We start from the raw sequence: 12,810 nt of genomic DNA, 5'->3' as shown, positions 1-12,810 counted from the left end.
AGGATCCCGAGTGTCCTCATCCTGAGGAGCGCGAAGCGCATCTCGAAGGATGGCCACCGGCGAGGTGCTTGTTGCAGTCGATCCCAGCCACCGATTCCTTACAGCGGAATTTCATTGCCCGTGCATCCTCACGCGCCTACCGTCGGCGGCAAGGTCCCGCGTCAGATGGGGCCGGTTTCCAGTGGAGGAAATGATGATGGCATCGTCGAACAAGGCGTTCGTGCGTACGCGTCGTCGCTTCATCGCCGGCACGGCGGCTTTGTCCGCCGGCCTGGTCGCCGCACCGTTCGTGCGCGGCGCCCATGCGGCCGGCAAGCTTTCCTTGGGTTTCTGGGATCACTGGGTGCCGGGCGCCAATGGCGCCACGGAGAAGCTGGTGAAGGAGTGGGCCGAGAAGGAAAAGGTCGAGGTCCAGATCGACTTCATCACCTCGCAGGGCAACAAGCTCCTGCTGACCAGCGCCGCCGAATCGCAGGCGCAGGCCGGGCACGATATCCTGGCGCTCGCGACCTGGCTGCCGGCCCGCTATGCGCGGCAGCTCGTGCCGGTCGACGACGTGATGGGGCCGCTGATCCAGCAGAACGGTGCCGTCAACGCCACGGTCGAATATCTCGGCAAGATCGGCGGCCACTGGATCGGCATTCCTGCGACGGTGGGCAGCCAGATCAAGGGTCCGTGCTCGCGCATCGACTACATGAAGCAATATGCCAACATCGATGTGCAGGCGATGTATCCGGCGGGATCGCCGCCGAAGGCCGAGGCCTGGACCTACGATACCTTCCTGAAGGCGGCGGAGGCGTGCCACAAGGGCGGCCATCCGTTCGGCATCGGGCTCGGCACCACGGCCGACAATGTCGACACGGCGGGCGCGATCTTCCACGGCTTCGGCGCCATGCTGGTGGACGACAAGGGCAACATCACCGCCAAGAGCGATGCCGTGCGCCAGGCGCTCGACTTCTACAAGAAGCTGATGCAGTTCCTGCCGGCCGACGTGGCCGCATGGGACGATGCCTCGAACAACAAGTTCCTGGTGTCGGGCCAGGGCTCGATGATCATGAACCCGCCCAGCGCTTGGGCGGTCGCCAAGCGCGACGCGCCCAAGGTCGCCGAGCAGCTGTGGACGCACGGCTTCGCGCAGGGGCCCAAGGGCCGCTTCGCGCCGTTCACGCCGTTCTTCTGGAGCATCTGGAACTTCAGCAAGAACATCCCGGCCGCCAAGAGCCTGCTGGCCTACCTGTCGAGCGCCTCGGCGTCGGAGCAGATGGTCGAGGCGTCGGGCGGCTACGATCTGCCGTCGTTCGAGAAGCTGACGCTGTTCAAGGTGTGGGCCGAGGCGGAACCGCCCAAGGGGACGCTGTTCCACTATCCCAATCCCTACAACCACCAGGTCCTGTCGGTGGCCGGCGCGCCGGCGCCGCATGCGATCGCCGAACGCATCTACACCCAGGCGACGCAGACGCAGATGGCCGTGCGCTACTTCCGCGGCGAGGCGATGGAGAAGACCATCGCCTGGGCCGAAAGCGAGCTGGAGGGCTTCATGCGCAACTGAGGCGCCATCACCGTTGCCGCGACGGCGTGAACCGATGAAGCGCCGTCGCGCGGCTGTAGGGTCAGGCCGCGGACTTGCGGGGCGTGCGCGTCCGCGGCGGGGCGATCTCGGTGCGGCGCGCATGCTCCGGCGCCGCCGCATCCCACGGCATCTGCAGGTCGAGGGCGAGCAGGTAATCCGAGCCGGCGTGCATCACGTGCTCGGCCGCCAGCGATGCGGCGCGCCGCTCGTCGCCATCGATGATGGCGCGCAGGATCGCGGCATGCTCGTTCCAGGTCCGCTCCTGGTAATCGGGATCGTCGGTCGAGAACAGCATGGCGGTGCGGTCGCGCAGCCGCTTCAGCACGTCGCCCAGCACGGTATTCTGGCTCGCCGCCGCGAGCTCGGCGTGGAACTTCTGGTTGAGGTCGCCCAGTTGCTCGAAGCGGCCGTTGGCGACGGCGAGGGAGCCCTTGGTGAGGACCGCTTCGATGCGCTTGATGACTTCCTTGTCCTGGCGACGCGTCGCCAGACGGGCATTGTGGCCCTCGAGCAGCGCGCGCAGCTCGATCGTCTCCCGCGCCTCCTGCGCCGACATGGTGGTGACCGAGGCGCCGCGATTGGCGCTGACCTCGACCAGGCCCTCGGCGGCCAGGACGCGGATCGCCTCGCGCACGGGATTGCGCGACACGCCCAGCTCTTCCGCCAGCCGCTCCTCGACCAGGCGTTCGCCGGGCTTGAACCGGCGGGCGAGGATGAGCTGCCGCAGCTCGTCGACGACGCGGCGATGCAGGGAAGATTGCCCGCCATCCGGCGGATTCTTGATCTTGGGGCGAGGTGCGGCCATGGCGCGGACCTTAGATCAGATCGAGCAGGAATACCTGCCGCTTCTCGCCGCTCCTTCCCACAACAGGGCTGCGAGCGACCCGCATCCGCCGTCAGCTCTGGCCGCCTGCCGCGGTCGTGGTCGGAGAGGCGGGACGCAGGCCGGCACCGGCGGCCGGCGGATCCCAGGCGACGCTGACATCGCCCTTGAGGAAGGTCTGGCAGGCCATGCGCCAGCCCTTGGCGAACTGCTCCTCGGTGAGGTGCTTGCGTTCCTTGGGCTTGATCGCGTCGGTGTTCTCGATGCCCTGCTCGATGCGGCACTTGCAGGTGCCGCAGATGCCGCCGCCGCACTTGAAGGGAATGCCGCCCTGTTCGCGCAGGGAGACGCGCAGCAGGTTGCTGTTGGCCGGCGCGGTCGCCTGCTTGCCGCTGGTCACGAAGGTGACGCGCACGGTCGTGGCCGGCGGTGGCGAGGAGACTTGCGACGGATCGCTCACGATGCCCTGCGCAGGGTGGTGTCCATGCGGCCGAAGGTGACGAGCTGGCGCAGCCCGTCGAGCGCGCCCTCGGCGGTCTCGAACTTCTCCAGGAACTTCGACGGCACTTCGTTCACCAGGCCGCTTTCCTCCTCGATCACGCGGATGCGCGCCGCTGAATCGACCAGCTCGGCGATGACGAAGTGAGCCTCGTGCCGGCCGTAGAACAGATAGTCGTAGGCCTCGTGCGGGCGAAGGCCCGGCACGATCTCGGTGCGGAACTTGCCGGGCTTGCTGGTCAGGATGACATACATGGCGCGACCCCGGCCGGCTCAGCCCGAGGCGGTGCCGGCGGTCGTGGCCGGCGCCGTCATCGGGCGGATCGGATCCTTGTCCTGCAGCAGCTCGATATCGTGCGTGATCCACAGCTGGCAGATCAGGCGATAGCCTTCCTCCAGCCGCGGTCCGAGCTGCTTCTTCTCCTTCCAGTTCGGTTCCGGCAGGTGTTCGCCGCCCGACAGCACGCGGCAGGCGCAGCGCGCGCATTTCCCCATGCCGCAGCCGTAGCGCAGGTTGGGGTAGGGGAACTGGCGGATGCCGGCCATGACGACGAGGTTGGTGTTGTCCTTCACCTCGCCCTCATGGACCTGCCCCTCGCGATGCAGGACGACCTTGGGCACCGATCAGGCCGCCTTGCGCTCGAGCGCCTCGAGCTGGCTGATCGGGAGATCCTTGGCGACGTAGTCCCAATAGAGCGCGGTGGTGTAGAGCAGCCGCATCTGGGCGCCGATCTCGCAGATCTTCAGGCAGCGCTGCTGCAGCTCCGGCGTGTCGGCATGCTCCAGCACGATCTGGTAGCCGCGCTCGCCGTGGATCTCGTCGGAGACGATGTGCAGGTCGAAGAACTCGACCTCCTCGTCAGTGAACTTGTACCGGTCGCGCAGCGTCGGGGTCTGCTTGCGGTAGATCGACGGCACCTGCGATTCGAGGCCGACCACGAGACCGGCCACCGCGACGATCGGATCCTCGCGCATGGCGATCGTGTAACACCAGCTCTGCAGGCCGCGCGTGGTGGCGCTCATGTTGTCGGGATCCTTCACGCGCTCGCGCGTGGTGCCGCAGGCCTCGGCGAAGCGGATCAGCAGATCGGTGTGACGGTCGCCGCCGATCTCCTCCTCGTACATGTTGTGCAGCAGGAAGTCCTTGGCCTCGGTGTAGCGCTCGGGCATGCGGCCGTAGACGTAGGCCAGATAATCGGCGAACGGGCCGACATAGTGGTAATGGTTCTCGGCCCAGCGGGCGAGATGGTCGCGGCTCAGCAGCCCGTTGGCCCAGGCGATGCTGAACGGCGCCTTGTTGGCGCTCTGGCTCTTGATCGCGTTTTCGAGGGCGGTGCGGAACTCCGCTTTATCCATCAGTTGAGGCATGCGCGCGCTCCCAGTCTTGCGGGTGGTGTGGGTGGTGGAATGACGCCAGACAGGTTCAAATTTGTATACAATCCACCAAGGCTGTCAACGCACGTCGCCGTGAAAAGGTTGCCGGCCGCTCTTCGCCCTCTGGCGGGGAGGACCCGGCAAAGCCTTTGGAACCAACATCCATCGCTATCCACAGGAGCGATGCCGTCTGGCGTCCACGTCGACATGGACCGCTTCTTGCTAGCAGGCGCAACTGGATCGTATACAAAGCGCTGTCGGCTCGGCGGTGCTGGGATGCGTCGCAGGTCTGGCCAATCAGGGGGAGACATCACTCAATGACATCGCATGTGGCAATTACCGCGGCCCACTGGGCCTATCTGGCCGGCGTGATCGCCGTGGTGCTGACGATGGTGCTGCGCGCCAACGTCGTCGTGCCGTCCATCGTCGCCACCTTCGTGGTGTCGCTGGCCTGGACGCACAGCCCGGTCAATGCCCTCGGAAGTATCTTCAATGCGAGCTTCGTTGCCGCCAAGGAGCTGTTCAACATCTTCCTGGTGATCGCACTGATCACCTCGCTGCTGAACGCGTTGAAGGCCCTGCGGTCCGACGTGCTGATGGTGCAGCCCTTCCGTGCCGTGATGACCAACGGTCACACGGCGTTCTTCATCCTGGCGGCGATCACCTATGTCATCTCCCTGTTCTTCTGGCCGACGCCGGCGGTGCCGCTGGTATCGGCCGTGCTGCTGCCGGCCGCGATCGTCGCCGGACTGCCGCCGCTCGCCGGCGCCTTGGCCATCGCGATCGCGGGGCAGGGCATGGCGCTGTCGTCGGACTATGTCATCGGCGTCGCGCCAGGCATCAGCGCCAAGGCGGCGGGCGCTGCGGTAAGCGCGGCCCAGGTCGCTGACCGGGCGCTCGTCCTGTCCCTGGTCACCGGCATCATTGCCCTGGCGCTGGCCTATATCTCGATCCGCAAGTCCATCCGCCCGGGCAGCGAGGCGTTGCTCGATCAGTGGCAGCGCCAATCCGGCGATGGGGAGACGGCGCGGCTGGAGACTGTCGGCACCTTCGACAAGGCCGAGATCGCCCGCGCCACCGGCGAGGAGCCGCTCGACGCCAGGCTGCGCAACGGCGGGGCGCAGGCGATCGATCCACGGCGGGCGCTGTGGTCCAAGGTTTTTGCCGTCGTGACGCCGCTTGGCTTCGCCGCGGTGATCGCGGTCATGGTGCTGCCACGGCTGGGCGTGGGCGTGGCCGACCTCAAGGGCGGTGACGCCGCTGCCCTGGTCGGCGGCATGGGCGCGGCGCTGATGATCCTGGCGACCGTCGCCGGAGAAGGCGCGCGCAAGGCGCTCGACGTCTGTGCCGATCACATCACCGACGGCTTCGTCTTCGCCTTCAAGGCGATGGGCGCCGTGCTGCCGATTGCCGGCTTCTTCTTTACGGGCGCCGGCGGCGAGATGGCGGCGGCAGTCCTTAATGTGCCACCCGGCAGCGCACCGTCGCTGCTGTTCGACCTGGTGAGTGCGGCCGAATCCTGGATCCCCCACAATCACACGCTGGTGGCTTTCGGCGTCCTCATCGTCGGCATGATCACCGGCATCGATGGCTCCGGCTTCGCCGGGCTGCCGCTGACGGGCTCGCTGTCGGGCGCGCTGGGACCAGCAGTCGGCATCGATGTCACGACCCTTTGCGCCATCGGGCAGATGGGCGCGGTGTGGACCGGCGGTGGGACGCTGATCGCGTGGTCGTCGCTGATCGCCGTAGCCGGCTTCGCCCGTGTGCCGGTGCTGGAGACGGTGCGCGCTCTGCTGGTGCCGGTGTTAACCGGCCTCGTCGCCTCGACGCTGTTCGCCGTGGTGTTCTGGGGCTGACGACGCGACTGTAAAAGGAGAAGGAAGAAGATGAAGACCTCCCTCAAGCTCGAACTCGAGGAAGCCCGCCGCATGATCGCGGCGGCCATCGGCAAGGCCAAGGAAATCGGCGTGCTCGAAACGGTGTGCATCACCGACGAGGGCGGCTATCCGCTGGCGCTCGAACGGATGGACGGCGCGCGCGTGACCGGGCCGCAGATCGCCTGGAACAAGGCCTTCACGGCCGCTGGGCACAAGCGCTCGACGCATCTGTTCAACCAGCCGCCCAACGGCCCGGCCCTGCCGGGCAACGAGGCCTTCGGCATCCAGTGGAGCTTCGAGGGCAAGTTCGCCGTCTTCGTTGGCGGTTTCCCCATCGTGGTCGACGGCGAGGTGATCGGCGGCGTCGGCCTGAGCGGCGGCAATGGCGAGCAGGACACCGCCTGCGGCGTGGCAGCCCTGCAGGCGCTGCAGGAGTTGCTGGCCGGCAAGCACAGCGTATTGGTGCAGGCCGACATCAAGAAGTAGAAGGAGGACGCGACACTCCTGCCGATCACTTGAGCGTGACCAGGCCTGGCCCTTCGACGACCGACCAGCGCTTACCTTGACTCTTTCCCGACAGTAGAACCCGTCGGCCGCTGTCGGTCGTTGTGCCCGAGGGGCGACGCAAGAGCTGGAGTGGAGAGGTATGGAGGCACCAGACGGTCTGCCGGTTCCGCAACGCTACTGGGCGATGCTCACCGTGGCACTCGCCCTCATCATGGCGGTGCTGGATGGCGCCATTGCCAATGTGGCCCTACCGACCATCGCCGCCGATGTGCAGGCGAGTCCGGCCAGTTCGATCTGGGTGGTGAACGCCTATCAGCTCGTCATCACCATCTCGCTGCTGCCGATGGCGTCGCTCGGCGAGCACTATGGCTATCGCCGCGTCTATCAGGTCGGGCTGGCGGTCTTCACCATCGGCTCGTTGGCCTGCGCCCTGTCGAGCTCGCTCACCACGCTGACGCTCGCGCGCGTCGTGCAGGGATTCGGGGCCGCCGGCATCATGAGCGTCAACGGCGCGCTGGTGCGCTACATCTACCCGCGCCATCAGCTCGGCCGCGGCATCGGTCTCAATGCCCTCCTGGTCGGAGTCTCGTCGGCGGTTGGGCCGACGGTGGCGGCCGGTATCCTGTCGGTCGCGTCATGGCCGTGGCTGTTCGCTGTCAATGTGCCGATCGGATTGGCGGCCTTCGCCATCGCCGCCCGCTCGCTTCCGGTCAATCCTTTGAGCGGTCAGCGCTTCGACATGCTGAGCGCGCTCCTGAACGCTCTCACGTTCGGGCTGCTGATCACCGGCATCGACGGGCTGGGGCAGGGCGAGAGCGGCGGCCTCGAGATCATTCAGCTGGTCCTCGCGGCACTCATCGGCGTGGCTCTGGTGCGCCGCCAGCTCTCGCTGCCGTCACCGCTGCTGCCCGTCGATCTGCTGCGCATCCCGGTCTTCCGCCTTTCGATCCTGACCTCGATCTGCTCCTTCGGTGCGCAGATGCTCGCCTATGTGTCGATGCCCTTCTACCTGCAGAACGCGCTCGGCCGCAGCGAGGTGACGACCGGCCTGCTGATGACGCCATGGCCTCTGATGACGGCGGTCATCGCTCCCTTGGCCGGACGACTCGCGGATCGCTATCCATCCGGCATGCTGGGCGGCATCGGCCTGGGAGCGATGGCGATCGGGCTTGGATTGCTGGCGACCTTGTCGGCGCATCCCTCTGATTTCGACATTGCCTGGCGCATGGCGATCTGCGGCCTGGGCTTCGGCCTTTTCCAATCACCGAATAATCGTACGCTGCTCTCCTCGGCGCCGCGCGAGCGCTCCGGCGGTGCGAGCGGCATGCTGGCGACGGCACGCCTGATCGGCCAGACCATAGGCGCGGCGGTCGTCGCGTTGCTGTTCGGGCTCTATCCCGCCAACAGCATCCCGCTGGCGATCGGGCTGGCGACGGCAATCGCTGCCGTGGCCGCGCTGCTCAGCCTGCTGCGTGTGAAGCATCAGTAGGCGGTCACGTCCAGCACGGCAACAAGGCGACGGCGAGAGCGAGCAGCAACGCCGGCGGCATGACCAGCAGGCCCAGCTTGAGGAAGGTGAAGGCGCTGACGTGATGCGCCTCGCGTCGCAGCGCCGTAAGCCACAGGATCGTGGCCAGCGATCCCGTGACCGACAGGTTGGGGCCGAGATCGACGCCGATAAGCGCAGCCTGCGTCACCTGATCCGAGAGACCGGCGCTCGATACGACGCTGCCGGCGATCAGGCCGACCGGCAGATTGTTCATCAGGTTGCTGGCGATCGCGACCAGCACGCCCACCGCCCAGCTGGTCGATGCCACGGACTGTGCCGCGGCATGATGAAGGGCCTCTCCCAGCAGCCCGATCAGGCCGGTCCGGGCGAGCGCTTCGACAAGGACGAACAGTCCCGCGACCAGAGGCAGCACGCTCCAGGAGATATCCTTGAGGGTCTGCCACGGCGCCTTGCGCGCCGACAGCAGGACGAGGGCCGTCGTCGCCACGCCGGCAATCGCGGTCGGCAACCCAAGCTGACTGTCCAACGCCGAGGCCGCCAGCAGGACGATGCCGGTGACCACGATGCCGGCGGCGGCCGCCATGCCGGTACGGGAGAGACGAGGGACGGGCACGTCCGCGGCGATCGGCTGCGCCAACGCCTTGCGCTGCGTCCAGCGCAATATGCCGTAGGTCACGACGATCGAGACCACCGATGCCGGAAGATAGCGCGGCAGCCAGTCGAGCAGGGCGGGTGCATGGCTGCCATAGAGGACGAGATTGGCCGGGTTCGAGATCGGCAGCACGAATGAGGCGGCATTGGCGATGAAAGCGCAGATCAGAAGATAGGGCAGGGGATGCTTGACGCGGGCGGTCCGGGCGGCGGCGGCCACAGCTGGGGTCAGCACCACGGCGGTCGCGTCGTTGGACAGGAAGATGGTGACGAGGGTGCCGACCGCGTAGACAAGGGTGAACATGCGGGACGCCGAGCCGCGGGCGCGGCGCGTGGCATGTGCGGCCATCCAGTCGAACAGGCCTTCGGCGCGCGCCGTCTCCGCCAGCAGCATCATGCCGATCAGGAACAGATAGACGTCCGTGCCCTTGCCGATTCCCACCAGGGCATCGCCGGGAGAGATCAGGCCGGCCAGAACGAGCAGGCCGGCACCGAGCACGGCCCAGATCGCCTCCGGCGCTCCGAACGGCCGCACGATGACTCCGGCGGTGGCGATCGCAGCGATCGCCCAGATGGCCATGTCGACGGACATCGCTCAGGCCGTGCGACGCGCTGTGACGTGGGCGTGCGGTGACGACCGATGGCCCAGAGGCCTCTCGCATTCCGGTCGAAGCAGGCCGGCGAACGCGACCCACAGGCCGATCGATCCGAGCGCGAAAGCGCCGAGGATCATGAAGGTGGGATAGTAGCCGATGGTCTGTGCCAGCCAGCCGCCGATCGCAGGGCTGAATGCGCCGCCTATACCCTGCACCGTCATCACCGCGCCCTGTCCGACATTCACACGGCCACTGCCATGCAGCATCTGCGCCACCAGGACCGGTACCGCCGCAGTCTGCAAACCGGAGCCGATGCCATCCAGGATCTGGACCGGATAGACACCCCAATCCGCGATCACATGCGCGGCAACGACCCCGCGGATCGGAAGCGTTGCGAACGAAATCAGCATCACCACCCAGAAGCCCTTGCGTTCGGCCAAGATCGTTGCCGTCAGCGATCCCAGGATCATCACGCCCTGGCCGACCACGATGGTCTTGGCAACGAAGCTGGCAGGTTCGCCCCGGCCGGCCGAGACCACTGCCAATCCGTATAGCGGCATCATGGCTGCATTGCCGAGATGAAACATTGCCAGGGCGATGGCGAGGATCAGCAGCGGCTTGCAGCGGTGAAGGACACCCAATCCCAACAGGCCTTCGTCGTCGGCTCCCTCTTCGGCCAGGCCGCGGGCGGCGCGCCGGTTGATGGCGTCGGCTGGGATCATCAGGACCGAGACGATCGAAAGTACGGCGAACAGCGCCGCCAGCCAGAACACGGCGGGCAGGCCAAAGCGCCAACCGAGAAAGCCGGACAGCGCTGCTCCCACCATGTTGCCGGCATGGTTGAACGCCTGGTTCTTGCCGTTCTGCCAGTTGAAGCCGGCTTGCCGCACGATCCCAAGGGTGATGCCGTTCACGGCGGGACCGATGGCGCCCCCCGCGATGGCCGTCGCCACCTGCGACACTGTCACGAGCCAGAAATTCTGCGACAACAGCACGAGGCCTGAGGCCAGGACGGTGCAGGTTCCCGTGGCGACGACCATCGCGCGCTTGTAACGGGTGGCGTCGACGAGGGCGCCGGCGGGGGCGGCAATCAGCATGCCGGCAATCGAGCCGGCGGTCATGACGGTGCCGATGGGACCGCTCAGCCAACCGTGGCCCAGCAGGAAGACTCCCAGGAACGGCCCGATCCCGGCCTGCATGTCGGCCATGAAGAAGTTGAGCGCCTGCAGCGGCCAGACACCCGGCTTGCTGCGCGCCACGGAGGCAGCAGTAGCAGTCAACCGCCTCGTAACGGACGTGACAGGGAAAAGTTGCCGTCAGCGTCCGGGTATCGACCTGCCGGCGCGACTCAGAGCCAGGGCACGTCCTGACGCTGCGCCGTCTCGAAGCGGGCGATGTCCTTTTCGTAGCCGAGTGTGAAGGTGATCGAATCGGTCCCCTTCAGCAGCATCTCCTTGCGGAAGGAATCGATCTCGAACGAATCGGTCTGGCCGTCGGGCCCCTTGACCGTCTGGCCGGCAAGATCGATCGAGATCTTTGCACCCGGCAGCTCGTGCAGGATCACGCGCAGGCGAGCGACACGCTCGGCCGGGAGCCGGATCGGCAGGCAACCGTTCTGGAAGCAGTTGTTGAAGAAGATGTCGCCGAAGCTCGGGGCGATGAAGGCGCGGTAGCCGTGGTCGACCATCACCGTCACCGCATTCTCGCGCGACGAGCCGCAGGCGAAGTTCTGGTTGCCGACGATGATCTGCGCGCCCTTGTAGGCAGGGTTGTTGAGCGTCACGCCCTCGCGCGGCCGGCCGTTCGGGTCGAGCCGCATGTCGTGGAAGAAGCCCTCGACCTGCTGTTCGCGCGGCTTGCCGAGATAGCGCGCCGGAATGATCTGGTCGGTATCGACATTGGCCTGGTCGATCGGCACCGCGATGGCGGAAAGCGTGGTGAACGGGTCCATGGCGATCTCCTCAACCCAGCATCTTGCGCACGTCGGTGAAGCGGCCCGTTACGGCGGCTGCTGCCGCCATGGCCGGGCTGACGAGATGCGTGCGCACCCCCTGGCCCTGGCGACCGACGAAGTTGCGATTGGAGGTTGAGGCGATGCGTTGGCCCGGAAGGCCGGTATCGCCATTGACGCCGATGCACATGGAGCAGCCAGGCTCACGCCATTCGAAGCCGGCGTCGCGAAAGATCTTGTCGAGGCCCTCGGCCTCGGCCTGCGCCTTGATCAGGCCGGACCCGGCAACGACCCAGGCCGGCACCTGAGCCTTGCGCCCTTTCGCGACCTTGGCCGCGAGACGCAGATCCTCGATGCGGCTGTTGGTGCACGAACCGATGAACACGCGGTCGACCGCGACTTGCTCCATCGGCGTGCCCGGCTTCAGGTCCATGTAGTCCAATGCGCGGCGCATGCTTTCCTGCTTTGTCTGATCCGGTGCGGAGGCGGGATCCGGCACGCGCGCCGTCACGGACAACGCATCCTCGGGACTGGTGCCCCAGGTGACCATGGGAGCGATCTCGGCTGCGTTCAGGGTCACCTCGCGATCGAAGGTCGCCCCCTCGTCGGTCGGCAGGCTCTTCCACAAGGCCATGGCCTTGTCCCAGTTTTCGCCCTTGGGCGCGAAGGGCTTGCCCTGGAGATAGGTGAAGGTGGTGTCGTCGGGGGCGACCATGCCGGCGCGCCCGCCGGCTTCGATCGACATGTTGCAGAGGGTGAGGCGGCCTTCCATGGAGAGCGCGCGGATGGCGCTGCCGGCATATTCCATCACGTGACCGACCGCACCGGCGGCGCCGATCCTGGCGATGATGGCGAGGATGATGTCCTTGCCGGTGATGCCTTCGCCCAGCGTTCCATCGACGTTGATGCGCATGGCCTTGGGTTTGCGCTGCCAGAGGCATTGCGTCGCCATCACATGCGTCACTTCCGAGGAACCGATGCCGAAGGCAAGAGCACCCAGGGCGCCATGCGTCGAGGTATGGGAGTCGCCGCACACGATCAACAGACCGGGCTGTGTCAGGCCCTGCTCCGGGCCGACGACATGGATGATACCCTGGCGCGGATCGCCGGCGGGGAATACGGTGACGCCATCGGCGTCGCAGTTCTCCTTGATCACTTCCACCAGATGGCGCTGCTGCGGATCGGCAATGTCCTGCGGGCGGCTGCTGCTGGTGAGGATGTAGTGATCGGGCGTCGCAAAACTGCGATCGGGCCGACGGACCTTCATGCCGCGCGCCTGCAGGCGCGCGAAGGCCGGCGCAGAGCCGTCGTGCATCAGGTGCCGGTCGATATAGAGGAGCGTATAGCCGTCGTCGCGATCGACGACGACGTGGCGCTGCCAGATCTTCTCGAACATGGTCCGCGGATCGGCCATCGTTTCCACCCTTTCGTTGTGGGTGGATGATATCAGTCG

At 66.6% G+C, this 12,810-nt stretch carries 13 protein-coding genes; 4 read left to right on the top strand and 9 right to left on the bottom strand.

Going from position 1 to position 12,810, the window contains the following annotated elements:
* Positions 1-196 precede the first annotated feature (196 nt).
* Entirely contained in the window at positions 197-1,549 is a 1,353-nt protein-coding gene (locus B5D62_RS27605) for an ABC transporter substrate-binding protein (protein WP_085937397.1), read from the top strand.
* A gap of 61 nt (positions 1,550-1,610) precedes the next feature.
* Here B5D62_RS27605 and B5D62_RS27600 read toward each other — a convergent pair whose 3' ends face one another.
* The 5 genes from B5D62_RS27600 to B5D62_RS27580 all read right to left on the bottom strand — a co-directional run bounded on the left by B5D62_RS27600 (position 1,611) and on the right by B5D62_RS27580 (position 4,259).
* Positions 1,611-2,375: a GntR family transcriptional regulator gene (locus B5D62_RS27600; protein ID WP_085937292.1), complete on the bottom strand. Its 765-nt coding sequence runs from the start codon at positions 2,373-2,375 to the stop codon at positions 1,611-1,613.
* Between the two features lie 91 nt (positions 2,376-2,466).
* Entirely contained in the window at positions 2,467-2,853 is a 387-nt protein-coding gene (locus tag B5D62_RS27595) for a 2Fe-2S iron-sulfur cluster-binding protein (protein WP_085937291.1), read from the bottom strand.
* On the bottom strand, positions 2,850-3,146 hold the full coding sequence (locus tag B5D62_RS27590; RefSeq protein WP_085937290.1) for a ferredoxin: 297 nt from the start codon (positions 3,144-3,146) through the stop codon (positions 2,850-2,852). Before B5D62_RS27590 ends, B5D62_RS27595 begins: the two co-directional genes overlap by 4 nt.
* A gap of 18 nt (positions 3,147-3,164) precedes the next feature.
* Positions 3,165-3,512 (bottom strand): 2Fe-2S iron-sulfur cluster-binding protein, encoded by a 348-nt coding sequence (locus B5D62_RS27585; protein WP_085937289.1) that lies wholly within the window; start codon positions 3,510-3,512, stop codon positions 3,165-3,167.
* A 3-nt stretch (positions 3,513-3,515) separates the two neighbouring features.
* Complete coding sequence (locus tag B5D62_RS27580; RefSeq protein ID WP_085937288.1) at positions 3,516-4,259, bottom strand: iron-containing redox enzyme family protein; 744 nt, start codon at positions 4,257-4,259, stop codon at positions 3,516-3,518.
* 323 nt (positions 4,260-4,582) lie between these two features.
* On the opposite strand from B5D62_RS27580, the gene B5D62_RS27575 reads away from it, so the two are divergent.
* The 3 genes from B5D62_RS27575 to B5D62_RS27565 all read left to right on the top strand — a co-directional run bounded on the left by B5D62_RS27575 (position 4,583) and on the right by B5D62_RS27565 (position 8,138).
* Complete coding sequence (locus B5D62_RS27575; RefSeq protein ID WP_085937287.1) at positions 4,583-6,121, top strand: hypothetical protein; 1,539 nt, start codon at positions 4,583-4,585, stop codon at positions 6,119-6,121.
* Between the two features lie 30 nt (positions 6,122-6,151).
* Positions 6,152-6,628, top strand: coding sequence for a GlcG/HbpS family heme-binding protein (locus B5D62_RS27570; RefSeq protein WP_085937286.1), 477 nt, complete (start codon positions 6,152-6,154; stop codon positions 6,626-6,628).
* A gap of 160 nt (positions 6,629-6,788) precedes the next feature.
* The gene (locus tag B5D62_RS27565) at positions 6,789-8,138 is read left to right on the top strand and encodes an MFS transporter (RefSeq protein ID WP_085937285.1); all 1,350 of its coding nucleotides are present in this window, start codon (positions 6,789-6,791) and stop codon (positions 8,136-8,138) included.
* 4 nt (positions 8,139-8,142) lie between these two features.
* Here the strand turns inward: B5D62_RS27565 and B5D62_RS27560 are convergent, their stop codons facing one another.
* The 4 genes from B5D62_RS27560 to leuC form a co-directional block, all read right to left on the bottom strand.
* Positions 8,143-9,390, bottom strand: coding sequence for an arsenic transporter (locus B5D62_RS27560; RefSeq protein ID WP_419188824.1), 1,248 nt, complete (start codon positions 9,388-9,390; stop codon positions 8,143-8,145).
* 15 nt (positions 9,391-9,405) lie between these two features.
* Positions 9,406-10,686, bottom strand: a complete 1,281-nt coding sequence (locus B5D62_RS27555) for an MFS transporter (protein WP_269435135.1) — start codon at positions 10,684-10,686, stop codon at positions 9,406-9,408.
* Positions 10,687-10,754: 68 nt separating this feature from the next.
* On the bottom strand, positions 10,755-11,357 hold the full coding sequence (gene leuD, locus B5D62_RS27550) for a 3-isopropylmalate dehydratase small subunit (RefSeq protein WP_085937283.1): 603 nt from the start codon (positions 11,355-11,357) through the stop codon (positions 10,755-10,757).
* A 10-nt stretch (positions 11,358-11,367) separates the two neighbouring features.
* Positions 11,368-12,771: a 3-isopropylmalate dehydratase large subunit gene (gene leuC, locus B5D62_RS27545; RefSeq protein WP_085937282.1), complete on the bottom strand. Its 1,404-nt coding sequence runs from the start codon at positions 12,769-12,771 to the stop codon at positions 11,368-11,370.
* Positions 12,772-12,810 lie beyond the last annotated feature (39 nt).

The organism is Enhydrobacter aerosaccus (genome assembly GCF_900167455.1).
Taxonomy (GTDB): Bacteria; Pseudomonadota; Alphaproteobacteria; order Reyranellales; family Reyranellaceae; genus Reyranella; species Reyranella aerosaccus.
This window is presented reverse-complemented; position numbering and strand designations above follow the sequence as displayed.